Below are 25,472 nucleotides of genomic sequence, written 5' to 3'. Positions count from 1 at the left end.
TGACGAAGGCGGGACTGAGCAGCAGGATTTTGCCGGCAAGTGCCTTGCATCTTGCCGCTTCTCGCCTCGCTAAAGGCGCCATTAGACGTGTGACAGGCTCCTAGGCTATCGATTGGTCTTCAAGAGCCGGTTTCGCCCGTTGTTTTGCCGGAACGGTTTCGTCCTCCGAAGTCGTCGAAGCCTGTTCTCCCTCCCCGGGCTGGGCGGGGCCCGGTTGTTTGATCGCGTAGGCCAATGCCTCTTCGCCGGCTTCCGCGGGCACGATCCAGAGCTCGTGTGGTGTCTCGGAGCGCACGCCCGGCAGCGGGGCGAAGGCCTCGGCTTCGAGGGCTCGAAGGGTTCCCAGGATCATGAGGATAATGACCACCGAAAACGGCAGGGCAGCGGTAATGACGGCTGATTGAAGGATTTCCAGTCCACCGGCAAGCAGTAATGCGCCGGTCAGTAGCGTCAGGACTATCCCCCAGACGATACGATGCGCGGTCGGCGGTTCCGGATCGCCGCCGGCGAGGATGGTAGTGACCACGAGAGTGCCGGCATTAGCCGACGTGACCAGGTAGGTACCGATCAGAATATTCACCACCGCGCTGACGAAAATGCCCAGGGTTCCGAGCTCCATCTTTTCGATAGTCACGAAAAGGGCCGAGGTAACGTCCCGGTTGACCGCTTCGACCACGCCACCCGAGCCAAACAGCTCCTGATGCAAGGCGGTGCCGCCGAGCAGTCCGATCCAGACGATACTGATCAGGGTTGGGACGAGCAGCACCCCCATGACAAACTCCCGCAGGGTGCGGCCGCGGGAGATGCGGGCGATAAACATGCCTACAAACGGAGACCAGGCCAGGGTCCAGCCCCAGAAGAAAATGGTCCAATCCGCCTGCCAATCGCTATTATGATTCGCGTGGGTGTAGAAGGCCATGCTCAGAAGGTTCTGGAGGTAATCCCCGGTGGCCTGAATGGTCGAGCTGATCAGGTACTGGGTAGGTCCGAAGAACAGCACAAATAGCGCCACGCCCAGACTGATCCAGAAGTTCGCAACGGACAGCATGCGCACTCCCCGATGGACACCGGAAACCACTGAAATGGTAGCAATGAGCATCAGTCCACCGACGATGGCAAGCTGCAGTTCCACTGAAGACTGCAACCCGAACACGAAACCCAGACCTGCATTCATCTGTTGCACCCCCAGACCCAGGGTGGTGGCGATGCCGAACACGGTACCGAATACGGCCAGGGTATCTACGGCGTCGCCAATCGGTCCGTAGATACGATCACCGAGGAACGGGTAGAGCGCCGAGCGGATGGTCAGGGGCAGATCATGCCGGTAGGCAAAGTAGGCGAGTACCATGGCGACGAATGAGAAAATGGCCCAGGCATGGAGGCCCCAATGAAAAAAGGAGAGGCGCATCGCGATGGTCGCCACTTCTGCCGCTGTGCTCTCGCCGCTGAACGGGTTCGACTGAAATTGAAGAATCGGCTGGGCCACCGCCCAGAAGATGATCCCGATGCCGGTGCCGGCCGCGAACAGCATGGTAATCCAGGAAAAGAAGGTAAACTCCGGCAACTCCCGATCATGACCCAGCCGCACGTTCTTGTAGCGGCCCGTCCCCAGCCACAACATAAAAAACAGCAAAAAGGCCACCAGCAGGGGGTAATACCACCCAAGCATCGGGTCTAGCGTGGCGCGCACACTGCTGATGACCGCTGCGGTACGCTCGGTATGGAAGACCCCGGCGATAAGGGCAAACACCATGGTCGAAGTGGCAATGATGGTAACCCGAGGGTTCATCCCCTTGAGCGGACCGGATTGGGATTGGTAGAGCATTATTCATCTCTCTGTTCTTTTTGGAGAAGATGCCGGGATTCGGGAAAGAAAGGTTACTATCTGGGGCCAAATCGGATTGGGCACACGTTAGCTGAATGAGTGTTTGCTAATCAACTGGCAAGGAGTAACAGACAGTAACGGAAAGTAAGAAACGAACTGCCAAGCAGGCTCGCAGCAAATGGAACTGTTCGTCCGGGCTCAGGGGCGACCAATCGACCAAGGTCGGTGGACGGACGATTTCGTTTACTATCCAGGCATCATATCCCGATAGACCATCGTCGCTTCCCGCAGCAGGTGGTTATTGCCGCCAACCACTTTCGGTCTCCTGGCCGTCCAATCAGGAACGCGGTGTGTGGAGCATGAAGTAACGGCAAGCGTCTCACCGGAACGATCAGCGAAGCCAATCCAAATAGTCAAGAAGGATCAGACCGGCGCCGCCGCCGAAGGGGAGGAGCAGGGCCTGGATCACGGGCTGTTCGGCCAGTGGCCGGAATGCGCCCTCACGTAGCCCTTTTATTCGATCGATAACGATGCGGTACTCATCGGCCTGTTGGTTGTTGTGATAGGCCGTTATCATTTTGTCCTCGAGAGAATCGATAGCCGATCGACGCGCTTGCTCTGTCGCACGGTGCAAAATGAACACGCTCACGAAGGCGTATGTGGCGAGTGTCAGGTAGATGAGGATGATCCCGAGCGGCGTGTCCCAATTATCGAAATAGGAGAGCCTCGAAACGATGAGGAGCAGAAGGACAAAGAAGGGATAGACGATGAGGCGGGCGACTCTGTTCGCGCGCTCGGAGACAATGATAAGCGATACCCATTCGTCATGCGGTATGGTTTCTCCCGCCGTGTCCTTGAATTTCTCCTTGGAATCGGTGCTCCAGGTGACCCGGGGTCGGCACAGGAGTTGGGTGAAACGGCGACACAGACGGGCGGCGTCGACCACTAGAAACGTCAGAAGGCTCATGAGTAAAAAGGCAGCAAGGCTTATTGATTCCGCGTAGACGGAGGCCAGGGCACCGCGGACAGGTATCTGGTAGTCGCTGGTGGAGAGAATCCGGAAGACGACGGCCGAATAGGCCAGAAACGGGATCGAAATTCGAAAGAAGCGTAAACCAGGGCGGCCGCGGAAGGTATATTCTGCCCAGATGTTTTCCCCGCATGGATTATCGCTGTCCCTGTTTCTTCGCCAAGGATAGATGAATGCCCTGTCGAATGACGCCAAGCTGTCGCTTGCCTGTCCCGCACCCGTGTCGCCGGTGGCGTGAGGTTCCCGAGGTGTGCGCCTCCTTTGAAAAATCTGTCGCAGCGCATCAATAATCCATTGGATGTAAGACCATAGTGAATGCCGGCTCGGGCTCTTGTTGCCGGTTGCGCCAAAAGAAAGCCGCGCGTCAAGCCTTTGTGAGGAAAGCCAAAGGTTTTGCACGGCAAAGTAGATGAGTGTTATGGAAAGCGCAATTGCCGTTAGCAGCAGCAAAATGCTGGGCCACACGCTGACGCCGTCGGTAAGCGAAAATGGCTCGTTTTCGAGTGCCCCACCCACAAAATGGACAACCAGGTAAGTGGCAATCGTAACGCCTGTTATCCATAACAGCCCCACTTTCCAGGGAGACCGGTTTTCCGTCATCGCGTGGAGCGTGTCTTTCACGGAAGATGAGGTGTAGTAAACAAAATAGACCCCGGCGATGAGGAAAAAGAGTGCTTCCAGCCATTTTTCGGTCGAGGGAAAGAAGTCGGGCGGATTCGGGTGCACGGAGGCGGCTGCCCCAATTGAAGCTCCGGCGGGACAAGGCTTCGGGGCGGGGGAAGCGCTGAGATCGAACGCTCCGCTTCTGCCGACTTCAAAGATTCGGGGAGAGGGACAGACGGAGGGAGGTTCTATCCCGCCGCCAAACGCCAGAAGGCCCGATAGATAAACGGCGGTTTGGTAGCCGCTGCGAAATGGCGGAGCGCCGCCTTGGTATTCGCGGGCCAGCTCGAGCCCATATCCGGAGGCGACAAGCAGGTTCCTGTTCCAGGAGAAATCCGCCGCGTGCAGTAGTCGCGCATCGAGATCAGTCGTGAAGAATTGGACATCCGTGAATACGGGACTGAGGGCCTGCAGGATAAGCTGTTTATCATAGAGATCGCTGCCGAGGATCCCGATCGCCCGTACCCGATTGTCACTCGGTGCGAGATCATTCAGGCGCTGGATGGCGGCGACCAGTCGGCGCAAGTAATCATAGCGGGAGACCCCGGCGGCGCGCTCCTGCTCAAACCCTTCGTCATCCTCGGCGTTCTCGGACGGGTTTTTGTCATCGCTGATGTCATTGCCGGGTAACTGGCCGTCCAGTCCTCTCAGATAGTTGAAACGATCAATCCTGACATACCGTGCCCGCGCCTTGAACTGCCGCTCCATGACGTCGGGCAGAGCGCGGCCGTAGTGCGTGTCCCACTCCGATATCAGCACAATGTTTGAAGGCTTCGAAACCCGGAGGGCGCCTCGAAGCTCGAGTTCGCGTGCGAGCTTGCGCGCCAAGTCAGTGTCGGTGGGGATGGTGCGTGTGAACCGTAGCAGGGGGTTTCCCGCGTCATCTTCTCCGAATTTGCCGAATACATCGTTGATCGACTGACCGCAACCGAGCGCCCGATTAAGAATCAGGCAGTCGTCAGCTGTTGCCGTAGCCGTGAGGAATGTCAATCCTCCCAGTCCTTTCAACGCGTCCTTGTATTGTGTGATGGAGCTGCCGTCCGATACGCCATCGCCCGGTGAGCTCCGGTCGTCGGCAGCAGCGCTCTGCGTGGAGATGGCCAAGTGCCGCTTTGGTCGCCCTTTGTCTCCCTCAGGTTCGATGGGTGGGTGGGCCAATCTGAGGACCTCACGAGCCATGTGCGACAGCGTGGTGGTGCCGGCCGGGCCGATAACCCTGATGTCGAACTGCCGGTTTGTCGTCGTATCCACAACCCCGGACAGGAGTCTCGTCAGGCGGCGTAGTGGGCGGCGATCCGCGGATATGGCATCGTCGTTGAGCCAAAGCAGAAGTACCGGGTCTTCTCCGGTCGTACTCCGGGTGGGCACAAACCATTCATAGGGCGCCGGCGGCAAAGGCGGTGCGGATGGTTCTTGAGGGGGACGGAAGAACTTGATGCTATCACCGCTCTCGGGAACGTAACCCGATTTACCCAGTGCCGATACAATCGCATAGCGCCACCACCGGCGCAGCTCCGCCTCTTCGGCGTAAGGTGCGCCGAACAGCATTCCGCAGAGAACGGTCAGTGATTCGGCCTGTTTCAGGTGAGTGTGTATCTCCTCGTGAAGGCGCGTGACAGAATGATGTTCTGTTTGGGGATTGGAAGGAGAATCCATACCAAAGGTCTGCACTGCGGAGGGCTCTCCGCTTTCCGGGTGACGCGCTTTATCCATGCCTTGAGGCGATGCTTCCTTTTGCAGATGCCGGGCAACTGCGGCGAACGGGTCCTGCCAGAGGCGGGCCGAGACTTCGACAATCTCGAGGGTGGGTTCCGCGGGCTGTTGCCCTTCTTGTGGCCGCTTGGATGCGAACGGGTATTCCTGAACCACGGCGAAGCCCACCAGGCTCAGGAACACGACGGCCATCGAGATCGGGAGCGTCCGCCCTTCCTTTTGCACAATTCCATTCCTAAATGTAAATGGAATATTACCGTATTTGCCGCAATTATAGTCAGGGAGCTAGGCGCTCCCGGATCGGCGCAGATTTCCGTTGCTCATCGCAGATCCTACCCGGCGGCCATCCGTCCTGTTTTCCCTCCGAACTCCAGGGCATTCATTCATTGGTCGCTGGTTCTCTGCAGTGTCTTAGCCGGAAGGCAATCTCATTCCTATTGTTGATTGCATCTCCCAATTCCTCCGGGAGAAACCAGTCCCTGGTGGCTCACCATCTGTTTGCCGGGCCTCAGTTTGCCTTTTTTACGAATTTGGTAAGGATGACAATTTGCTGCCCTTCGACCCGCCCCTCGATCTGTTCCGGTTTGTGCGGCACCAGTGAGATTCTACGCACTGCGGTGCCCCGCTTGGCGGTAAGGCTGGTCCCCTTCACGTCGAGGTCCTTGATGATGGTGACCGTATCGCCGGCTGCGAGCTTCGCGCCGTTACTGTCGCGGTGCACGACCCCCTCTTCAGTGTTCTCTCCGTCACCGTTCGCCTTCGCCCAAGCCAGCGTTTCGTCGTCCAGATAGAGCATATCCAGCAGCTCTTGCGGCCAACCCTCCGCAGCAAGGCGGGTGAGCATCCGCCACGCCATCACCTGCACCGCCGGCACTTGACTCCACATGCTCTCATTCAGGCAGCGCCAGTGGTTCACTTCGACTTTCGTCGGATCCTCGATCTGTTCACGACAGGCGTTGCAGACGAGCACCGACTGATCGGCACTGCCATCTGAGTCGGGCGGCACGTCATAATGGCCGAGAGCATCGGTCGAACCGCACAGCTCGCATTTGGACTCGCTGCGTTCTTGCAGCGCCTGTTCAGTATTCATCGATTTGTTGCTCCGGGATTGGGCCTTGTGCAAGGAAAAAAGACAGGAAGGCCGAGAATTCTACCATGCACCGGTAACAGCAGGGGCGGACTGTGATCACCAAAGGCACGCAAATACCCAATGGTGCAGGTATCGGTCCTCTCCGCATCGTAGGCCCCGGTCCTCCCGCCGTAACATTGTCAGCCTTTGCGCAGTTGTCCGTCTCGCGACATCAGCAGGGCAATCCAGCGGGTGTTCTCGAAGTTGTAAAAGATCATCATGGCGATCATGGTGATCGGCAGGGCCAGGAACATTCCGGCGATTCCCCACATGAAGCCCCACATAACCAGCGAAAGGATGATTACCAAAGGGCTCATGTTCAGCGATCTGCCCATGATTTGCGGCTCGAGCACGTTACCAACCAGCATCTGGATACTGCCGATGCCGAACAGCAGGATCAGAAAGGGCGCTAGGGAGGCAAACTGGAGCAGCGCCAATAGGGTGGGCAGGGCCGTGGCGACCAGGGACCCGACGTTGGGGATGAAGTTGAGCACAAAGATCAGCAGTGCCCAGAAGGCGGCGAAATCCAAACCCACCCAGTGCATGAGTGCCCACGAGGCGAGGCTTGTCAGAGCGCTTACCAGGGTCTTGACTCCCAGGTAGGTGCGCACGTCGCGGTCGAGTTCAAGGAGAAGGCGGCGTGCGCGGTGCTGGCGCTCCTCGGTGCGCAGCACTGCAGCCAGCTTCGCTCCGAAGTAGCGCTGCTCGAGGAAGAGAAAGAGAAGGTAGACCGCGATCAAACCGAGATTGCCGATCAGGCTGCCGAATCCGGCAGCGATCCTGCGGATCAGCCTGCCCAGATCAAACTCGCCCAACAACTGCGAAGCTCCCGGCTGACCGGCCCATCCGAACCGTTGCTGCAGTCTTTCGATAAGGCTTCGCAAATTCTCCTGATAGATCGGTGCAGCGTCGATCAATTCACCGACGCTGGCGGCGATGATGCCAATCACCAGGTTGGTGGCGACGAGAAGAGCCAAGCCGGCAAGCACGAACTGCAGCCAGCGAGGCGCCTGGACCCCGGCCACGCTGATAGAGCCGAATGAGATTGCGAGCGCATTCAGCAGGTACCAGACGAAAATGGCGACAATGAAAGGGATGATAAGCGCCTGCGCTGCCACCAGAAGGTAACCAACTGCAAAGGCGATGAGTGTCCAAAGAGCGGTAGCGAGCAGCCGCTCCCTCGCGGAAGAATCCATATCGACTCCGAGTTGGTTCCCGTTCGTTCGTCTGTCTGCCGCGAGACGACGCTCTGGCTCTGTGAACGAAAGTTCCGTTATTCAAGCCTAAAGTGTAGGCCTACCATGGTTTGGTGGACAGCCTCCCGGGTTTTCCGCGACCGATGGAGTCCGAAGGAAAACACCGGGCCCGCCTGTCTCCGACCGGGGACGTATACTGTGATTTTACTTGGCGAATTGTCGTCGTCGAGCTCAAAACGATCCTTATAGGACACCCTTGATGACCGACATGCAACATCCGGATACGCAGTGGTACAGTCTGGCGGCGGACGATGTCCTGGGCATCCTCGATGTCTCGACGAATGGACTCGGCGCAGATCAGGTGAAGGAGCGTTTGGAGCGCTTCGGCCCCAACCGCCTCCCGCCTCCGGAGCGGACTGGACCGTTCAAGCGTTTTCTGCTTCAGTTCCACAACGTACTCATCTACATCCTCATTGTTGCCGCCATCGGCACCGCGTACCTTCAGCACTGGGTGGATACCGGCGTGATCCTGGGTGTGGTGCTCATCAACGCCATTATCGGCTTCATCCAGGAGGGCAAGGCGGAAAGCGCCCTGGATGCCATACGCGACATGCTCTCTCCCAAGGCGCAGGTGCTGCGTGATGGACAGCGTCGCACCATTCCGGCCGAGGAGCTGGTGCCGGGCGACATCGTTTTCCTGCAGGCGGGCGACAAGGTGCCGGGCGATTTGCGCTTGATCCGCATCCATAACCTGCGCATCGACGAGGCGATACTCACCGGAGAGTCGGTGGCCGTGGACAAGCAGACCGATCCGGTGGGCGAAGATGCGGACCTGGGCGACCGATTCAGCATGGCCTTCTCCGGCACACTGGTGGCCTTCGGTCAGGGCCGCGGTGTGGTGGTCGCGACCGGGGCCGACACCCAGATCGGGCGCATCTCTACCATGCTGGGCGAGGTGGAAACGCTCACCACGCCGCTGCTGCACGACATCGCCGTGTTCGGGCGCTGGCTGTCGGTGGTCATCATCGCGCTAGCTGCCTTTACCTTCGCCTTCGGCTTCTGGGTGCGCGACTACGACGTCGTGGAGACCTTTCTGGCGGCTGTCAGCCTGGCGGTGGCCGCCATCCCGGAGGGCCTGCCCGCAATCATGACCATCACGCTGGCCATCGGCGTCCAGCGTATGGCGGGGCGCAACGCCATCATCCGCCGCCTGCCGGCCGTGGAGACTCTCGGATCGGTCACGACCATCTGCTCCGACAAGACGGGCACCCTGACCCGCAACGAGATGACCGTGAAATTACTGGTCACCGCCGAGGATACATTCGAGCTCGGCGGGGTAGGTTACGAGCCCCGCGGTGGCTTCAGCCGCAATGGTCAGGACGTGGACCCCGCCGACCACCCGGTGCTCTGGGAGGCCCTGCGCGGGATCCTGCTGTGCAACGACTCCGAGCTTTATCAGCGGGACGGCGAGTGGGTAATGGAAGGCGACCCCACGGAGGGTGCACTGGTCACGGCGGCCCTCAAGGGCGGCCTGAACCACACGGAAATCAACGAGCGCTATCCGCGTGACGATGTGATCCCTTTCGACTCTTCCTATAAGTTCATGGCCACACTCCACCACCACCACTACGAGGGTAATCAGAGCATCCTGTACTTCAAGGGGGCACCGGAGCGGGTGCTGGCGTTGTGCGGCACGGAACGAACACCGGATGGTGACCGGCAGATCGACCCCCGGCGCTGGGAAAGGTGGATGGACGAAATCGCCGCACGCGGCCAACGGCTCCTGGCGTTGGCGTCCAAGGACGTCGACCCGGGAAAGACTACGCTGGAGTTCACCGACGTGGAGGGCGGCGGACTCACCATGGTGGCGCTCTGCGGCATCATCGATCCGCCCCGTACCGAGGCTATCGAGGCAGTCAGGCAGTGCCAGCAGGCGGGCATCGTGGTGAAGATGATTACCGGTGATCACGCGGTCACCGCCCGGGCCATCGCCAATGATCTCGGCATCCGCACCGAGGGTGGCGTGATGGCCGGTCATGAGCTGGAATCGATCTCCGACGAAGAGATGGAGAAAATCGTACGCAATCTGGACGTGTTCGCCCGCGCCACTCCGGAACACAAGTTGCGGCTGGTCAAGGCCATCCAGGCCAACGGGCATGTGGTGGCCATGACCGGTGACGGCGTCAATGATGCCCCGGCGCTGAAACGTGCCGATGTGGGCATGGCCATGGGCATCAAGGGCACCGAGGCTTCCAAAGAGGCCGCCGAGATGGTGCTGGCCGACGACAACTTCGCCTCCATCGCCCACGCGGTGGAGGAAGGCCGCACGGTATACGACAACCTGCGCAAGGCCATATTATTCCTGCTGCCCACCAATGGCGGCGAGGGCTTAACCATTATGGCCGCCATTCTGCTCGGCCTCACCCTGCCTCTCACCCCCGCCCAGGTGCTGTGGGTGAATATGGTCACTGCCGTAACGCTGGGGCTGGCGTTGGCCTTCGAGCCCACGGAGCCCGGAGTGATGCAGCGCCCGCCGCGTCCGCCCGGGAGGATAGCTGCTGCGGGTTTCCTGATCTGGCGGGTGGCATTTGTCTCGGCGCTGCTGGTGGTGGGCACCTTCGGCCACTTCTTGTGGATGGAGTGGCGGGGAGCGGATGCGGACATTGCTCGGACGGTGGCCATCAATACCCTGGTCATGGGAGAGGTTTTCTATCTCTTCAATAGCCGCTACATCCTGGAGCCCGTGCTCAACCGCGCCGGAATCCTGGGCAGCCGCGCAGTACTCATAGCCGTGGGTGTGCTGGTGATTCTGCAGGGCTTGTTCACCTATGCCCCGCCGTTTCAGTTTCTGTTCGGTACCGCTGCGCTCGGCTGGGCCGAGTGGGGCCGCATCCTGGCCTTCGGAGTGGTGCTGCTCATCCTGGTGGAGATTGAGAAAACCTTTTTCCGACATCGCGAACGCCAGGTTCTGTAGATTGGAAAATGGTGCATCGAAGTGCGCTGTATGTTTTGTTCCACGGTTCCAAGGAGAGGGGTTGGGGACCGCCTTTAGTGGCGGGCCGGCCTATGAGGAGGCGATTTGTGTTGAACATTGCAGATGCGGGGTATCGTGCACTGGTCGTCTTTTTTGTCCCGATATTTTCTCTCTCGTTGTGAATGCGTGATTCGAATCACACTCGGATGCTGCGCTCAGTAGCACTTCATATATGCCACATTAACCGCTTTGGTTTTTCGTCGATGCTGTCACGGATAGTTCGCAACGAATTGCACATTGTCCTGGTTAGGAAAAGAAAACGTAACTGCTCGCCCCGGTTGATCATGCGCGGCATAGGAGATTCATCATCCTCGCGCAGGCGGGGATCCATTTTGAGCCATGCCGCCGCTCTCTGGATTCCCGCCTCCGCGGGAATGACGGGGGAGTGAGCAGTTACACGAAAATGAAAACACTTTGCCGGTTTTTTGGAGGCCCGGATAAAGTCAATAAATCCAACCAGGTACCAGGAAAATGATTCAATCTGTTTGCGCATCGAAACGATTAGTGTCGTTCATCGGTTTTATGATCTCGTTCAGCGCATCTGCATACGGAGCCGGATTGTCGTGCCCTGACAGCCAGAAGATGGTCTGTCTTGGTTATGGCGACAAGATTGTCGGTGACAATGCCGTTTGCTTCGATCGTTTTGAGTGCAGCCAGGAAGGATTCGTCTGCAAATCAGAATTGGATGATTTGGCCAATGAATATGAAGGTCTACTCGACAAACAGAACGAGTTGACCAACCGATATAACGAACTTGTGGGTGTTTATGAGAGCACGGTGACGGACTATAGGAACCTTAAGCGTTGTGTGGAGGTTGCTTCCACTTTAAAAGATGTGCAGGTGTGCACTTCGGAGTTGTAGCCCCGACACCGGTTGAGGCGTCAAAGCAGGTAGCAGCGGCTTGGCAGTGCCGAACATTCCGGCGGGTGGAGCGCCCGTCCGGGTAACCGCTAGCAGGCTCCTAGCCATCCCGATTTTCAAACAGGCGGGTCAATTCGTCGCGCTCCGGCAACGGCCAGGATTCAGGGCCATTTTTGGTGAGCCGCTCCAGGCCGGCCGGTCCTTCGCCCACTTCACCGATGTCTGCGCAGATGATCTTCTCCGACAGGAGGGCCGCTTTTATGCGGGTGGCATCGTCGGGGGGCGTGGTTACCAGCAGTGCTCCCGAGGCGATGGTCGCCAGCGGGTCGATATTCATGCTGCTGCAGATTTGCCGCGATAATTCCGGAACCGGAACCGCTGTCGGATCGACGGCAAGGTGGCGGCCGCTGGCCACGGCAAGTTCCCACAGAGCGATGACAAGACCCCCTTCGGTGGGATCGTGCATGGCCGTGACCCGTCCGGCAGCGGTGGCAATTCGGGCGTCTGCCACTACGCTGATTCCGGGATCATGCAGGAAGGCCCTGGCAGCGGCGGCGGCTTTGCTATCGAGCCTTGCTGTCAGCTCCGCTGCCAACTCCCGACCTATAATCGCCGTACCCTCAATAGGGACGCCCTTGGTCAGCAGAATCCGATCGCCGGGGCGAGCCCCGCGGGGCGTAATCAGCTGCCCCTCGTCAACCTCCCCCAGCATTGCGCCAACGGCAATGGGTCGGTTGAGCCCCCAGGTAATCTCCGTATGCCCGCCTACCAGGGCAATGCCGAGTTCCCGGCAGGAGCGGTTTATCTGATCCATGAGACCACTGGCAAGGGCATGGTCCGTCTTCTGCTCGGGCAGCAGAAGAGTGACGAGAAGCCAGCGGGGACGGGCGCCGGTAGTCGCGATGTCGTTGGCATTGACTGAAACCAGGTAATGGCCGAGTTCATCGCTCACGAAGGTAACCGGATCGGACTTCGCAACCAGAAGCCGGTTGCCGAAGCGTAAAACGGCACAGTCCATGCCGATCCCCGGCCCGACCACAATCGCGGGATCGTCGAGCGGGATCTTTTCCAGTAGCTCGGCGAGGACTTCGTGGCGCAGTTTTCCAATCGAGAAGGGCATAGCACTGAAGATGGCTGGTCGAATGCCGCACCGTCAACCGGGGAAGCAGAACATTGACTCTCCTTCCCTTATTTGGTCCCCGCTATCTCAGAGGCTCCGCCGTAGCGCTGGCTGCCTGCAACGAAGCCAGGACTCCATGCCGGACCAGTGGCTGTCATCACGCCGCCTCCTCGAACGCCACACCAGCCTGATTGCCACGGCTCCATACTATCCAGCCGGGATGATTTCCTTGCTGGGTCTCGATCAGCACAGAAGCTCCGACCTTCATTCGGGCGTCTACAGACAAGCGCACTCCAGCGTTCGACCAATCAATAACTGTGCAGCGGGCCTCACCGATTTGGGCTTCCTCATGGGCTTCACACCGTGGATATTTGCGTTCGATGAAGCGGTCCACCGAACGGAGATCCGTTCGGATTTTGCCGTTCAGCACGAGGTTCGGGGGCGCGTACGCTTCTCCAAGGGCCTGCAACCGTTCAAAGACGGACTCGTGAATCCGTTCGGTGACCACCGACCACGGCTCACCACGCTGCTGGCGCTGAGTTGGTCCAATGGGACGCACGTAGGGATCGACTGACCATGAGAGGTGGTGAATCATCTTCCAGAGCCCGGTCATCGAATCGTGTAGTTTTCCGAGAGGATTGGGGCGAGCACTCGAGTCGAACGCATCCCAGTCGACTTTCAGTCCATTTCCCTCAGCCTGTCGCAAAAGCCAGCGTAAGGCTATGTCTGAAAGATCCCGCGTTTTGTATCCGCCGCCAACGTCAGCGTGCACTCCAGGGAACCACACCTGACAGACGGTCTGACGCACAACTGAATCGTCGGCGTGCCGGGCCCACCCGGGGGCATCCGTCCAGTAGGTTGCCTTGAATGGACCTCGGCGTTCATCAATGGCCATGGCATGGCAGGCGTTCTCGACATTGTCGCCCAAATTCGTGTCATGAAAGTCTACCAGCCGGTCCGGCAGGATGCGGGCGAAGGTGGGAATCGGAATGCCGAGCGAACCCACCGTGTCGTAGACTCCAAGGAATTTGGCGCAGAACCGGCGCCGGGGGATGTCGCGCAGTTTCGATGCGAAAGTCGAACGGCTGCGATCGTAGGCCTTGTGGCGATAGAACTCATAGGCCTCGTCAATAAGGCCAATCTCACTCGGCGCGAGTACGTCTACCGCACCCAGAAAGCCGCATAGGCTGCGAACGGTGAATGCACCGCGGCTGAATCCTAAGAGAAAGACTTCATCACCCTCTTCGTAGTTCCGAACCAGGAATTCATAGGCTTCCAGGATCTTGGCCGAAAGCCCGTAACCACCAATTCCTCCCCGCATGAGCTCTCCGAAGCCCGTTCCCACTCCTCTGTCGTAACGCACCACCTGTTCCGTTCCATCGGTTACGCTCTCGGGGATTAATTCGTTGACTCGGAAAACATTGGTGTTGTCTTCTTCGTCATTCCAGGTCCCGTCACAACAGATTACGATGCGTTTAGCCATTGCGGTCCCTCCCAGATTCCTTCTTCGTTCAGAATAGTCAATCTATTTGACTCATCTTCGTTCTGGTTCCTTGTTGCACCAGGCTTTCGTCCAGAGCGGTAAGTTCCCTGGTACCACCCTGTAACCTCGCTCAAGGTCACCTCATGGCCGAAACTCCGGCGGTATCACCCGGCCCTGCCGTTCCAGACATCGTCTAATCTTCAGCGGCAAGTTTTTCTCACTGCGTCGGTGTGGTAGAACGGGGGTTCACCAACGAGGATATGCCTATGAAATCGATGCCGTGTTCTGCGCTTGCTTTTGCAGCACTCTTCTTCTCTTCGGCCGCGCCGGCCGAAACCCTGTCGGTAGCCGATGTACATGCCAACCGCGCGGACTTGGGCGGCGAGCAGATCTCTGTCATAGGGGAGGTGGTCAAGGCGAATAATGGCATCATGAACCGCAACTTCGTCCATATTCAGGATGTGGACGAGTCGGGTGATGCCGATCCGTTGATCTTTACCAGCCAACAGACCGCAGACGTCGGCGATCGGGTGCGCGCCACCGGTACGGTTAAGCTCGATATCGATTTCGGTATGGGCTACTTCTATCCCACACTCGTTGAAGAGTCGACCATCGAACCGGCCGAATAGAGGGAGGAGGGGTCGGTGCTCAGCCGCGCCGTTCTGGAACAGGAGACCTCCTTCGAACGGAACCGGAGGGCCGCTTCATGTGAACGGCACCTCGGGGGCTGCAGTCAACTGCAGCGCTTCCGAGACGATGGTCGCCAGCGGGTCGATGTTCCCGGCAACCCGAACCCGCTCGCCGCCAGCTGGTTCACTGTTCGATGTAGGTCTTTGCGGTACGCATCCCGTGCAGGGTGACGGTAAAGCCGGCAATCCCGGTCGCTTGCAGCACCGCGTGATAGATCTCCTCGGGACTTGCGCCTGCTTTTTGCGCCTGTGATACATGGGACACCAGACTGCCCTCATGTTCTTGTGCTGCGGCAATCCCCACCTTGATCAATTCGACCGTCTTCTTATCGAGTGGCCCGTCGTGATCACAGGTGTTCCGTAGATTTTCGTAGGCTGCCCAAGCATCCGGAAAGTGGTTTTTGAAATCGTCCAGTGTCTTGTGCATGGTGGAGACCCTCCATGGCTGCAATCAACGCTATCTCTTTTCCCGATAGTAGTTCAGTCCCGTGCATTTGCCGCTTCGCCGTCGTGCGGGGGGGGTCGGATGCGGGAAAAGAAACGGGGCCTGCAGGCCCCGTTTCTTTTCGGTTTTGGCAGGTTGGAATCAGCTGTACATATCATTGGTGATGTTGTGGAACCAGCCGTGGGCGTACCTGGATTCCCGGGCCAGGGCTTCATCGCTGGCGTCGGAGGGGGTGAGCCCGCCAGCGCCCTTCACCTTGACGATTTGGTTGTTGGTTTCATCAAAGGAGTAAACCACGGAGACCGATATCCCGTAATCCTTGCGAACGATGCTGTAGCAGGTGTTCATGTAGGAAGGATCACCCGGGTCCCGATTGTTGAGCATGTCCGATATGGTCCTTGCGCAGACCTTGGCCTGCACATTGGCGCTATAGCCGGATTTGGGCATGCCGGCAGAGACGGAGGCGTTGCCCAACACGTGGATATTGGGGCGGATCAACGACTCGAAGGTCTTTTTGTTGATCGGACACCAGTAGTGAGCCTGCTAGGAACTTGTCCGAGAATAGCGACCGTCACGAGGCCAATCAGGCTTGGCCGCACGACTCCATGGATGGAGGAGTTAGAGCGAAGCATGCCGCCATGGATGGCGGTAATGCGCTAGCCGGTATTTGCGGGCCGGTTCGGTTAAGCTAAACGGCTGCTGATGGCTAAATGCCAGCCGGGTCTCACGGCTCGCCCCGCTTTCCCAATCGGAGAATTTGGTACATGAAACTCTTGATTCGCAACCTCGCCCGAACCACCACAGAGAAAGAGCTCAGGGAGCTGTTCGAGGCCTACGGAAGTGTGCAGTCCTGTTCACTGGTCATGGACAAAGAGACCAATAGCTCGAAAGGCTTTGGTTTCGTGGAGATGCCCAGGTCCGGTGAGGCCAAGGCCGCGATGAAGAACCTCAACGGCACCATGCTGGCCGGTCACCCGATTCGGGTAAAAAAGGTTGAGATTAAACCGGAAATGGACGGCGCGGGCGGTGGTGGCGGCGATGAGTGAGGGGAGTAACCGCGACCCGTTGCACGGTGTGACGCTTGAGATGATGCTTACCCGACTTGTGGAGGAGTACGGGTGGGAAGAGTTGGGTCGACGCATAAAGATTAAATGCTTCACCAACGACCCAAGTATCGCCTCCAGTCTGAAATTTCTGCGCCGTACACCCTGGGCCAGGGAAAAGGTCGAAAAGCTCTATCTCCGTACTCGGTAAAGCCGGGATGAACCGGGCTGCTACTCCGACGGTTCCAGGCGTATCAGCTGTCCCGGATTATGGTCGGTCACAATCCATAGATAGCCGTTCGGTCCCTCGGCCACATCCCGTATTCGCATCTGTTCGCTCTCCAGTAGCCGCTCTTCCCCGGTGATTTCGTTCCCCGCTACTTGCAGGCGTACCAGTGCACGTCCGGCGAGTGCTCCGAGGAAGAGATCCCCTTGCCAGGCGGAGAATCGATTCCCGGTGTAGAACGTCATGCCCGATGGTGCGATCGAGGTTGGAACCCAGTAGTAAAGCGGCTGTTCCATTCCTTCCTGTTGGGTCGGACCAATGGGGGTGCCGTCGTAATTCGTGCCATGGGTGATCTCGGGCCAGCCGTAGTTGAGACCGGCACGGATGAGATTGACTTCGTCACCACCTTGCGGTCCGTGCTCATGGCTCCAAATATCGCCACTGAACGGGTTCCGGGCGAGCCCCTGGGGATTACGGTGGCCGATACTGAACAGTTCGGAGCGGGCGTCCGGTGCAGAGAGGAAGGGGTTGTCGGTCGGTACCCGTCCATCGTCATGGATGCGGATGATCGAGCCGACGTGGTCGAGCCGGTCCTGGGCCTGGTCACGCTCACCTCTTTCTCCCAGGCTGATATAAAGGAAATTGTGGCTATCGAAAGCGAGGCGCGAACCGAAGTGTTTGCTGCTGTCCCGGTAGGGTTCCGCCTCGAAGACCATCAGTAACTCCGACAGACCACCGTTTTCGTACCGGGCCCGAGCCACCCGGGTGGTCTGTTCCGAAGCTGTTCCTGCGCTATAGGAGAAATAAATGAGCCGGTTATTCGCGAAGTCGGGATGCGGCTCGATATCGAGGAGTCCCCCCTGCCCGCCAACCCACACCTCCGGCAGCCCGGTGACCGGCTCCTCGACCAGATTGCCGTCTTGAATGAGCCGCAACCGGCCCGGGCGCTCCGTCACCAGAATATCGCCGCCGGTCAGAAAGGCGAGTGCCCAGGGATTCTCCAGCCCATCGGCTACCACTGTCATCGTGACCGAGTGCGCGCCGTCAGTGGAGCCTGTATTCCCGTCGTTATCAACAGCGGCCCCGCCGCCACCTAGGCACCCCACGGCCAAAAAGAGAACGGCAAAAACAACCAGAACGGGCTTTCCGACTTCCATGGTCACTCCTGAATTCCTTGCATGATTCTCATGTTAGCCGAGTTGGCGCTTTCCGGCTGGCCGGCGAGCCAACCGACCGTATCGGGCCGGAAGAGGGGATGTCCTTGCCGGTCGTTTCGGCTATCTTGTTAGAGTCCCGGGCCGCATCCTGATACCGTCATTTTTTCAGTCTTCGTGCGAGCAAGGGCGCCCGGCACGAAATAGTAGTGCATCGATGATCGGTCATCTACAGGAGGCGTTATGAAAGTGATCCCGACCGGCACGGCTCTCGGACGCGGCGGGTTATTGGCGGCTGTGTCGCTCCTTGTGCTCGCAACGAGCTGGGTTTCCGGGCGGACGAATGCTGCGGATTTCTCCGATGATGTGGTCAAGGTCGTTTACCACGCCGACTTTGCCGACCCGCGCCGTTTCAGCGCCATGCTGACCAGCATCAACAACATGGTGAACCACTACCAGAACGAACTGGTCGATTATGACCTGCGCATTGTGTTCGTCGCCCACGGTATCCGCTTTCTCACCGACGACAAGCTGGCCGACACCCCCTTCGCCGAGGATGCCGAACTGGCGGAGCGTCGGGAGAGCATCAGGGGCCGACTGCTCTCCTTGAGCGACCGGGGAGTGAAGCTGGAGTTATGCAGCATTACCCGCCGCCAGGCCGGAGTCGCTGAAGATCAGCTCTATGAGCCGGTCGAAGCGGTCCCTTCCGGGGTCGTGCGGATCGCTGAGCTACAATCGGAAGAATTCGCCTACATAAAGGTCGAATAGGGAACATAAATCAGGCACATGGAGGTGCGGCCCCGGTTATGATTTGCGGCCGGACAGGGGGTGAGTGAGTGCAGCCTGAAAATAGTTCTGGCATTCCCTCGGAAATCAGCCTATAGTTTGGCTTGCTACAGATATTGTTATTGGTAATTTCAGCAGTGCCTCAGAGATACTCCTCGAATCGCCTCTTCATTACCTGTACGCACAACCCTCTATATATTTGATTTTCAAAGGTAAAGATTATTATGTCTACAGGTACCGTGAAGTGGTTTAACGAATCCAAAGGCTTTGGCTTCATCTCTCAGGATGATGGCGGCGCAGACGTTTTCGTTCACTTCAGTGCAATCCAGGGCTCCGGCTTTAAAACCCTCGCCGAAGGTCAGCCCGTAAGCTTCACCCTGGAAAATGGTCCCAAGGGTCCCCAGGCCAGCAACGTTACCCCTCAGTAAAGCGTTGCTGACCGGCTGAGCCGAAACGCGCCAGAAGGCGCGTTCGAGCTCGCCAATAAGGACGGGCCGATGCCCCGCCCTCCGATTGTGGAGGATCCGGGGCTCGGCCCGTTTTTTTGTGGACGGAGTTTCGTATTAAACTTATTCTGTATGGGGTTTTTATTCTCATACGGTCGTGATCAAATCTCGCCCGCTCGCCTTCCAGGGTAGCGCATACTAACCTTCCATGCTGGCGAGCGATATAAGTCCTTGATATCGGGGTGTTTGTGAATGAGTCCCTGTACGTTCGACGGCCGCATCCCTCGGCAGCTGCTCCATGCGTTGCTCTACCTCCCGTCCATGCCGTCGTAGGGCTGTCGACCCGATATCAAGGGCTTGCACCGTTCGCTTCAAAATATGCGGTCGCCTGCGGAGGGTGGTGATTTGGCACTGGCTCGGATGACGCGGGGAGATGAATAGAGAAACTGAAGACGTGGGCTCCGACGAAAGCAGCGCTGACATCCCGGTAGTCGGGATCGGTGCGTCCGCCGGCGGTTTGGGCGCTTACGGCGAACTGTTGGGGGCCCTGCCTGACGATACCGGTATGGCATTCGTGCTGGTTCAGCACCTGGCTCCGGGGCACCGGAGTATTCTTTCGGAGTTGCTGCAGGACCACTCCGACATGCCGGTGCAGGAGGCAACTGACGGCCTCGAGATCGAACCCAATCATATCTATACAGTCCCGCCCGGTTGCAACGTGAGTCTCTCAAAGGGCCGACTTCATGTGCAGCCGGAAGAGCAGCAAATCTCGCCGGATCGCATCGATCGATTCTTCCGTTCCCTGGCCCGGGATCGGGGCAGTGTCGCCATCGGTGTTATCCTTTCGGGAGCCGGTCACGACGGTGCCGTCGGCCTCCAGGCCATCCGCAATGCCGGCGGTCTTACCTTTGCTCAGGATGCCCAGTCCGCCACCCAGCCGGGCATGCCGCAGAACGCCGCAAGCGTGGGAGTCGATGGGGTATTACCCCCGGCCGAGATCGCCACCGAGCTGGCCCGCCTCGCTCGTCACCCGTACCTGCGAACGCTCAAGGAGCCGAGTTTCAAGGAGATTGAAGGCGAGGAGCTGGATGATCTCTTCGAGCTCCTTCGGCGCCGTACCGGTCACGACCTTTCCGGCTACAAGGAAGCCACCATCTGGCGTCGGGTCCGGCGACATATGGTGTCGAAGCATTGTGATCGGTTGCCGGATTATGTTGCTCTCCTCAAACGGGAACCGGCGGAGGTGGATGCCCTGTTCCGGGACATTCTCATTAATGTGACCGAGTTTTTCCGCGAGCCGGAGAGCTTCAAGGCGTTGCAGGAAAAGGTCTTCCCGGCCCTGATTCAGGGACGACCGGTAAACGCCCCGGTACGTATCTGGGTTCCCGCCTGCTCCAGTGGCGAGGAGGTCTATTCGGTGCTGATCAGTCTGCTGGAATTCCTCGGCGATCAAGCCGACCGGGTTTCCATCCAGATCTTCGCCAGCGACCTGGACGCCGGGGTTATCGAGCAGGCCCGGCGTGCCGTCTATTCCGAACAGGCGGTGGAGAAGCTCTCCAGAAGCCAGTTGCAGCGTTTCTTTGTCCATAGCCCGGAAGGCTATGAGGTGATAAAGCCGCTGCGCAACCTGTGTGTCTTCGCTGTGCATAATCTGTTGCGCGATCCGCCCTTTTCACACATTGATCTGGTTTGCTGCCGCAATCTCCTGATCTATCTTCAGCCGGCTTGGCAGAAGCGCGCACTGCAAGTGGTCCATTACGCACTGAACCACGACCGCTTCCTGCTCCTGGGCCATTCGGAAAGCACCGGACGCGCGGCGGATCTGTTCTCGGCCGTTGACACCCGGAATAAGATCTATCGCAAGAAGGCGGTGACGACCCGGGTCCATTACGACAGCCGCGCGCTCGGCAATACGGCGGCTCTGGAAAGACCACAGACCGCTCCCGCACCTGCGGCACGCACCTCTTGGAGTCCGGAACAGGCGGCGGACCGTTGCTTGCTCGACTACTTCGCACCGCCGGCGGTGGTCGTCACCGAGACCGGACAAGTCTGTCACTTTCGCGGCCGTCGTGCCGGCCATTACCTGCAACCCGCCCCCGGCGCTGCCAGTCTGAATCTATTGAAATTGGTAAAGGGGGATCTGGTTATTCCCCTGCGCAGCTTGCTCAATCAGGCGATCAAGACCGGCCAGGCCGCCCGCAAGGAGCATATCTCGCTCCACAACGAGGGTGGCGGCGAATGGGTCAATCTGGCCGTGCGGCCGCTGGAGGCGCCCGCGGGGGTTCCGGCCTATTACCTGGTGGTGTTCGAGCCTGTGCTGATGCAACATCGGCCAGTCACTCAGAGCGGCGCTGTCGGTGCCCGAGTGGCCGAGCTGGAGCACGAACTGGCTGAGACTCGCGAATACCTGCAATCGATCATCGATGACCAGGAGCAGGTCAATGAGCAATTGCGCATCGCCAATGAGGAGGTTCTCTCCAGCAATGAGGAATTGCAGAGCAACAACGAGGAGGTGGAAACCAGTCGTGAGGAGCTGCAATCCACCAATGAAGAGCTAGCCACTGTGAATCAGGAGCTGGAGGCGCGCAACCGTGAGCTGGGCCAGCTCAATGCTGATCTGCAGAACCTGTTGACCTGCGTCAGTATTCCGGTAGTGATGCTCACCAGCGACCTGCGCATCCGTTACTTCACGCCCATGGCCGAGGATGTGCTCAATCTTATTCCCAGCGATATCGGCCGGCCAATCAGCGACATCCGGGCCAAAGTGGCGGTGCCCGACCTGGAGAAGCTGGCGCATCGGGTAATGGACACCCTTACCCCGGCCACCCGCGAGGCCGAAGACGACAGTGGACGGCTCTATTACATCAAAATACGGCCATACAAGACACAGGACAACCGCATCGACGGGGCCGTACTGGCTTATGTCGACATTACTCATCTCAAGGACGTGACCACTGCCTGCCGCCGCGCGGGCATGGTGCACGAGACCAGTGATGCCATCGCAGTCGTCGAGTTGGATGGGCGCATCGTCAGCTGGAACCGTGCCGCCGAGCGGCTCTATGGGTATACCGAACGGGAGGCGATGGACATGAGCATCTTCGAATTATTCGTAAACGATGCTCAGAGAGCACTGCGCGACGCCCTCGCACGCGCCGGGCTCGAATCGGAGGATCAGCAGCTCCGTCTTTGTCATCTCACTCGTCACGGGGACCGCCACACCGTGGACTTGACCCTTTCGCCGCTACGGAGTGACAGCGACACTCCCGCCGCCGTGATTACCGCCGAACCGGTCGTCGGCCTTGATCCGGAATAGTCGGGACGCACCCCCGGCCTATGGAACCATGAAACGCAATCAGGAAAATCAGGGCGAAAGCAACGGGAGTCTCTCACAATGGGAGCTGCTGGAGGCGCAGAATCGTGAGCTACGCGAAGTTCAGCAGGTTCTGGAGGAGACCCGCGAGCGTTACGCGGACCTCTACGATTATGCCCCGGTCGGCTATCTCACCCTGGACCGGCTCGGGCAGGTTTTGGAGATCAACCTCACCGCCGCCGCCATGCTCGGTGTCGATCGTGAACACCTGATTGGACAGCCGTTGGCGCCTCATGTCGCCCCGGGAGACTCATCGGTCTTCTTTCGTCATCTTCGTCAGGTATTGGATTCCGGCCACTTTGGGGCTACGGAATTGCGCCTGCGAAGGAAGGATTACAGCGATTTCGATGCGTTGCTGGAAAGCGTACCGGAACACAGTAGCCGTTCCCAGGAAAGGTGTCGCACGATGCTGCTCGACATCTCCGATCGCAAACGTACGGAAAATGCCTTGGCTCACAGTCGAGCTGCGCTGCAGCATCGGGCGCGGCAATTGGCTCACGTCAATAACGAGCTGCGCAGTTTCTCCCATATGCTCTCCCACGATTTGAAAGCGCCGCTACGTGCCATGTCCAATCTGGCCATGGTGGTGGAAGAGGACTACGGCAAAAACCTGGATCCCGAAGCGCGGAGGTATCTGCGTATGCTGCGCGATCGTGCCCGGCAGGCGGATGACCTGATCAACCGCGTACTGGCTTTCTCCAAAGCTGATAATCCGGAGGCCGGAACCGAGCTGATTGACGTTGCTGCACTGATACGCGAGATCTCTTCCGAAGTGGGCGCTGCCGCCAGCGGGTTTCGAATCGAAATCGGCGAAGCCGTGCCCACCCTGGAGACCGAGCGCCTCCCCTTGCGTCAGACGCTGGTTAACCTCATCGGCAATGCCATTCAGCACCACGACAGGGACAACGGCCGGATTCGAATCGACGCGCAGGAACAGGGTGATTTCTTTGAATTCACTATCACCGACGACGGTCCGGGGATCCCCCCTGCGCAGCAGGAGGGGATCTTCGACATGTTTCGTTCTTTCGATCAGGGAAATGGCATTAGTAGCGGTATGGGGCTCGGCCTGGTACGCAAGCTGGTCGCCAGCCGCGGCGGCAGCATCAGTGTAGAGTCCAGCCCTGCGCAACGCGGCACCACCTTTCGTTTCACCTGGCCCAGGCAGTAGGAAGCGGATGCTGAATGCCATTTTGAGCCAGTGAACCGATAGCGCAGTGCTGATTCGACGCTCGCTGCCGGAAGCTGTTAGATTGCGCGGAACGGTTGTCTACTTTGTAAGGGTGTTTATTTTCATGGCGAACTGGCAACGGGTGTGTGATCTCGACGAACTCGAGGAGCATAAGGGACATGAGGTTTGGGTCAACGGCAGACCTCTGGCACTGTTCCTCCAGGGCCACACCGTCCACGCCCTGGATGACCGCTGTCCGCACCGGGAGGGGCAGTTGTCGCAAGGTTCGGTGCAAGACGGCGATGCGGTCTGTCCGTTGCACGGCTGGAACTTCGATCTCGAGACCGGGATCTCGCCCTATAACCCCGGCGACCGGATTTCGGTTTTCCCCGTCCGCCTCGAAGAGGGGCGTGTGCTGGTGGATGCGGAAGCTGTGCCACCGCTGCCTGCTTCCACCTTCGAAGGTTATCAGGCGCGCTGGCGCCGCTGGTCGGACGATACCCGCGGCAAGGCGGAAATCCGCAAGCTGGCAAAGGGCAAGGGCCCGGCCGTTGAGGCCATGGGTTCAGAGGCCACCGATCTTTCACCATTCCCCGGTTTCGACCATTTCCATCTTCGCCCCGCACAGCTCCACCATCTGCCGCGGCTATCGGACGAGCCGATCGATACTACGGTAGTCATCGGCGCGGGAGCGGACAAACCGCTCGAAATCGCGCTGCCCGCCTTCGTCTCGCACATGTCCTTCGGAGCCCTCTCCCGGGAAGCCAAGATCGCGCTGGCGACAGGTGCACGGCGTGCCGGTACGCTGATCGGCTCGGGGGAGGGCGGCATGCTGCCCGCGGAGCGCGAAGCTGCCGGGCTCTACCTGCTGGAGATGGCGAGCGGATACTTCGGCTGGAACGAAGAAAATTGCGCTCTGGCGGACGGGTTCGAATTCAAATTGGGCCAGTCCGCCAAGCCGGGCCTGGGTGGCGAACTCCCGGCCAACAAGGTCTCCGATGAGATCGCCAGGGTTCGCGGGATCCAGCCCGGGCAGCCTGCGCACTCTCCGGGCCGCTTCCCCGACCTGCCCGACCTGGCCGCCTTCGAGGCACGCGTGGACCACCTCCGCTCGCTTTTCCCCGATAAGCCGATTGGTATCAAGCTGGTCGCCGGCGACATCGAAGCCGATATGTCCGCGGCGCTCTCGCTATCGCCCGACTTCATCACGCTCGACGGTTTCGGCGGCGGAACCGGGGCGGCACCGGTGGCGGTCCGCGATCAGTTCGGCATGCCTCTGGTGCAGGCATTACCGCTCGCGCGGCGAATGGTCGATGTGCACAATCGCAGCCATCCGGGAAAAGGCGTATCCCTCATCGCCACCGGAGGTATCCGCACACCGGCTGACATCATCAAGGCGAAGGCCTTGGGGGCTGATGCCTGCGCGCTGGCCACCGCCGCCCTGTTTGCCTTGGGGTGTGAGTACTACCGCGCATGCGATAGTGGACACTGCCCCACGGGCCTCGCTACTCAGGACCCCGTGCTGCGCGGACGGATTGACTTGGATACCGGCGCCCGGCGGGTGGCGAATTTCTTCCAGGGCACACAGGCGATTCTCGGAATGTATCTGCAAGCAATGGGGTATCACCGAATCGGCCAGGTCAGCAGCAGCGATTTGATCCCGCTCAGTGCCGACGCGCGCGCGATCCTCGCAACGGCCGAATGACCCCGTAGCGCTTGGTGTGCGCCTGCCGGATCCTCTATTGTGCGGCAACGATTCGGAACGGATGCCGGTCAATGCTCTGCCTTTCCTTCCGGTGGTGGACAGCCTCGTTTGACCAGCTAATTTCACGATAAGCGCGGCTTTTTGGTTGCGAGCCCTCTCCGCACACCGAATCGACTGGGGAACATTTAGCTGTCATTGCGAGCCGTACTCGCCGCACGCGGCCCCGAATCGGTGATGAACGTTCAGCCGTCATTGCGAGCCGTACCCCCTGCTGCGCAGGCCCGAATCAATGACGAACCTTCAGCCGTCATTGCGAGCCGTACCCGCCGCATGCGGCCCCGAATCGGTGACGAACGTTCAGCCGTCATTGCGAGGAGCCCCAGCGA

Annotated in this window: 19 protein-coding genes; 10 read left to right on the top strand and 9 right to left on the bottom strand. The window is 59.1% G+C overall.

The genetic code is table 11. From position 1 onward, the window contains the following. Positions 1–100: 100 nt before the first annotated feature. The 4 genes from Q7L05_RS05260 to Q7L05_RS05245 form a co-directional block, all read right to left on the bottom strand. A complete protein-coding gene (locus tag Q7L05_RS05260) occupies positions 101–1,825 on the bottom strand; it encodes a BCCT family transporter (RefSeq protein ID WP_303903007.1) in 1,725 nt (574 codons plus the stop codon). A 391-nt stretch (positions 1,826–2,216) separates the two neighbouring features. Continuing rightward, positions 2,217–5,456 (bottom strand): hypothetical protein, encoded by a 3,240-nt coding sequence (locus Q7L05_RS05255; protein WP_303903005.1) that lies wholly within the window; start codon positions 5,454–5,456, stop codon positions 2,217–2,219. Between the two features lie 283 nt (positions 5,457–5,739). After that, positions 5,740–6,321: a PhnA domain-containing protein gene (locus Q7L05_RS05250; protein WP_303903001.1), complete on the bottom strand. Its 582-nt coding sequence runs from the start codon at positions 6,319–6,321 to the stop codon at positions 5,740–5,742. 179 nt (positions 6,322–6,500) lie between these two features. Beyond that, positions 6,501–7,556, bottom strand: coding sequence for an AI-2E family transporter (locus Q7L05_RS05245; protein WP_303902998.1), 1,056 nt, complete (start codon positions 7,554–7,556; stop codon positions 6,501–6,503). A gap of 259 nt (positions 7,557–7,815) precedes the next feature. Here Q7L05_RS05245 and Q7L05_RS05240 point away from each other — a divergent pair, with 259 nt between their 5' ends. Together Q7L05_RS05240 and Q7L05_RS05235 are read left to right on the top strand one after the other, a co-directional pair. Continuing rightward, positions 7,816–10,530 (top strand): cation-transporting P-type ATPase, encoded by a 2,715-nt coding sequence (locus Q7L05_RS05240; RefSeq protein ID WP_303902995.1) that lies wholly within the window; start codon positions 7,816–7,818, stop codon positions 10,528–10,530. Between the two features lie 531 nt (positions 10,531–11,061). Continuing rightward, a complete protein-coding gene (locus tag Q7L05_RS05235; RefSeq protein ID WP_303902992.1) occupies positions 11,062–11,451 on the top strand; it encodes a hypothetical protein in 390 nt (129 codons plus the stop codon). 100 nt (positions 11,452–11,551) lie between these two features. Here Q7L05_RS05235 and Q7L05_RS05230 read toward each other — a convergent pair whose 3' ends face one another. Continuing rightward, on the bottom strand, positions 11,552–12,571 hold the full coding sequence (locus tag Q7L05_RS05230; protein ID WP_303902989.1) for an AIR synthase family protein: 1,020 nt from the start codon (positions 12,569–12,571) through the stop codon (positions 11,552–11,554). A gap of 157 nt (positions 12,572–12,728) precedes the next feature. After that, positions 12,729–14,054: a DUF2235 domain-containing protein gene (locus Q7L05_RS05225; protein WP_303902986.1), complete on the bottom strand. Its 1,326-nt coding sequence runs from the start codon at positions 14,052–14,054 to the stop codon at positions 12,729–12,731. 266 nt (positions 14,055–14,320) lie between these two features. Here Q7L05_RS05225 and Q7L05_RS05220 point away from each other — a divergent pair, with 266 nt between their 5' ends. Beyond that, the gene (locus Q7L05_RS05220) at positions 14,321–14,683 is read left to right on the top strand and encodes a hypothetical protein (protein WP_303902983.1); all 363 of its coding nucleotides are present in this window, start codon (positions 14,321–14,323) and stop codon (positions 14,681–14,683) included. A 184-nt stretch (positions 14,684–14,867) separates the two neighbouring features. Here the strand turns inward: Q7L05_RS05220 and Q7L05_RS05215 are convergent, their stop codons facing one another. Beyond that, complete coding sequence (locus tag Q7L05_RS05215; protein ID WP_303902982.1) at positions 14,868–15,170, bottom strand: carboxymuconolactone decarboxylase family protein; 303 nt, start codon at positions 15,168–15,170, stop codon at positions 14,868–14,870. A gap of 159 nt (positions 15,171–15,329) precedes the next feature. Beyond that, positions 15,330–15,686 carry an FCSD flavin-binding domain-containing protein gene (locus tag Q7L05_RS05210; protein ID WP_303902978.1) on the bottom strand — a complete coding sequence of 119 codons (357 nt, stop codon included), beginning with the start codon at positions 15,684–15,686 and terminating at the stop codon, positions 15,330–15,332. 266 nt (positions 15,687–15,952) lie between these two features. Here Q7L05_RS05210 and Q7L05_RS05205 point away from each other — a divergent pair, with 266 nt between their 5' ends. Together Q7L05_RS05205 and Q7L05_RS05200 are read left to right on the top strand one after the other, a co-directional pair. Then, positions 15,953–16,234 (top strand): RNA recognition motif domain-containing protein, encoded by a 282-nt coding sequence (locus tag Q7L05_RS05205; protein WP_303902975.1) that lies wholly within the window; start codon positions 15,953–15,955, stop codon positions 16,232–16,234. After that, the gene (locus tag Q7L05_RS05200) at positions 16,227–16,442 is read left to right on the top strand and encodes a VF530 family protein (protein WP_303902973.1); all 216 of its coding nucleotides are present in this window, start codon (positions 16,227–16,229) and stop codon (positions 16,440–16,442) included. Before Q7L05_RS05205 ends, Q7L05_RS05200 begins: the two co-directional genes overlap by 8 nt. 20 nt (positions 16,443–16,462) lie before the next feature. On the opposite strand, the gene Q7L05_RS05195 is transcribed toward Q7L05_RS05200, so the two are convergent. Further along, a complete protein-coding gene (locus tag Q7L05_RS05195) occupies positions 16,463–17,614 on the bottom strand; it encodes a PQQ-dependent sugar dehydrogenase (RefSeq protein ID WP_303902970.1) in 1,152 nt (383 codons plus the stop codon). 240 nt (positions 17,615–17,854) lie between these two features. On the opposite strand from Q7L05_RS05195, the gene Q7L05_RS05190 reads away from it, so the two are divergent. The 5 genes from Q7L05_RS05190 to Q7L05_RS05170 all read left to right on the top strand — a co-directional run bounded on the left by Q7L05_RS05190 (position 17,855) and on the right by Q7L05_RS05170 (position 25,086). Further along, positions 17,855–18,379: a DsrE family protein gene (locus Q7L05_RS05190; protein WP_303902967.1), complete on the top strand. Its 525-nt coding sequence runs from the start codon at positions 17,855–17,857 to the stop codon at positions 18,377–18,379. A 242-nt stretch (positions 18,380–18,621) separates the two neighbouring features. Beyond that, positions 18,622–18,825: a cold-shock protein gene (locus Q7L05_RS05185; RefSeq protein ID WP_092996985.1), complete on the top strand. Its 204-nt coding sequence runs from the start codon at positions 18,622–18,624 to the stop codon at positions 18,823–18,825. Positions 18,826–19,276: 451 nt separating this feature from the next. Further along, entirely contained in the window at positions 19,277–22,156 is a 2,880-nt protein-coding gene (locus Q7L05_RS05180) for a chemotaxis protein CheB (protein WP_303902962.1), read from the top strand. Between the two features lie 28 nt (positions 22,157–22,184). After that, positions 22,185–23,381: a sensor histidine kinase gene (locus Q7L05_RS05175; protein WP_303902959.1), complete on the top strand. Its 1,197-nt coding sequence runs from the start codon at positions 22,185–22,187 to the stop codon at positions 23,379–23,381. A gap of 124 nt (positions 23,382–23,505) precedes the next feature. After that, positions 23,506–25,086, top strand: a complete 1,581-nt coding sequence (locus tag Q7L05_RS05170) for a glutamate synthase-related protein (protein WP_303902956.1) — start codon at positions 23,506–23,508, stop codon at positions 25,084–25,086. Positions 25,087–25,472 lie beyond the last annotated feature (386 nt).

The sequence above is a fragment of the Thiohalomonas denitrificans genome (assembly GCF_016841685.1).
Classification (GTDB): Bacteria; Pseudomonadota; Gammaproteobacteria; order Thiohalomonadales; family Thiohalomonadaceae; genus Thiohalomonas; species Thiohalomonas denitrificans_A.
This window is presented reverse-complemented; position numbering and strand designations above follow the sequence as displayed.

What these genes read in the sequence shown, in the direction of transcription:
- Q7L05_RS05260 (WP_303903007.1), bottom strand. Translation starts at nt 1,825, where the DNA reads ATGCTCTACCAATCCCAATCCGGTCCGCTCAAGGGGATGAACCCTCGG.
- Q7L05_RS05250 (WP_303903001.1), bottom strand. Translation starts at nt 6,321, where the DNA reads ATGAATACTGAACAGGCGCTGCAAGAACGCAGCGAGTCCAAATGCGAG.
- Q7L05_RS05245 (WP_303902998.1), bottom strand. Translation starts at nt 7,556, where the DNA reads ATGGATTCTTCCGCGAGGGAGCGGCTGCTCGCTACCGCTCTTTGGACA.
- Q7L05_RS05240 (WP_303902995.1), top strand. Translation starts at nt 7,816, where the DNA reads ATGACCGACATGCAACATCCGGATACGCAGTGGTACAGTCTGGCGGCG.
- Q7L05_RS05235 (WP_303902992.1), top strand. Translation starts at nt 11,062, where the DNA reads ATGATTCAATCTGTTTGCGCATCGAAACGATTAGTGTCGTTCATCGGT.
- Q7L05_RS05230 (WP_303902989.1), bottom strand. Translation starts at nt 12,571, where the DNA reads ATGCCCTTCTCGATTGGAAAACTGCGCCACGAAGTCCTCGCCGAGCTA.
- Q7L05_RS05225 (WP_303902986.1), bottom strand. Translation starts at nt 14,054, where the DNA reads ATGGCTAAACGCATCGTAATCTGTTGTGACGGGACCTGGAATGACGAA.
- Q7L05_RS05220 (WP_303902983.1), top strand. Translation starts at nt 14,321, where the DNA reads ATGAAATCGATGCCGTGTTCTGCGCTTGCTTTTGCAGCACTCTTCTTC.
- Q7L05_RS05215 (WP_303902982.1), bottom strand. Translation starts at nt 15,170, where the DNA reads ATGCACAAGACACTGGACGATTTCAAAAACCACTTTCCGGATGCTTGG.
- Q7L05_RS05205 (WP_303902975.1), top strand. Translation starts at nt 15,953, where the DNA reads ATGAAACTCTTGATTCGCAACCTCGCCCGAACCACCACAGAGAAAGAG.
- Q7L05_RS05200 (WP_303902973.1), top strand. Translation starts at nt 16,227, where the DNA reads ATGAGTGAGGGGAGTAACCGCGACCCGTTGCACGGTGTGACGCTTGAG.
- Q7L05_RS05195 (WP_303902970.1), bottom strand. Translation starts at nt 17,614, where the DNA reads ATGGAAGTCGGAAAGCCCGTTCTGGTTGTTTTTGCCGTTCTCTTTTTG.
- Q7L05_RS05190 (WP_303902967.1), top strand. Translation starts at nt 17,855, where the DNA reads ATGAAAGTGATCCCGACCGGCACGGCTCTCGGACGCGGCGGGTTATTG.
- Q7L05_RS05185 (WP_092996985.1), top strand. Translation starts at nt 18,622, where the DNA reads ATGTCTACAGGTACCGTGAAGTGGTTTAACGAATCCAAAGGCTTTGGC.
- Q7L05_RS05180 (WP_303902962.1), top strand. Translation starts at nt 19,277, where the DNA reads ATGAATAGAGAAACTGAAGACGTGGGCTCCGACGAAAGCAGCGCTGAC.
- Q7L05_RS05175 (WP_303902959.1), top strand. Translation starts at nt 22,185, where the DNA reads ATGAAACGCAATCAGGAAAATCAGGGCGAAAGCAACGGGAGTCTCTCA.
- Q7L05_RS05170 (WP_303902956.1), top strand. Translation starts at nt 23,506, where the DNA reads ATGGCGAACTGGCAACGGGTGTGTGATCTCGACGAACTCGAGGAGCAT.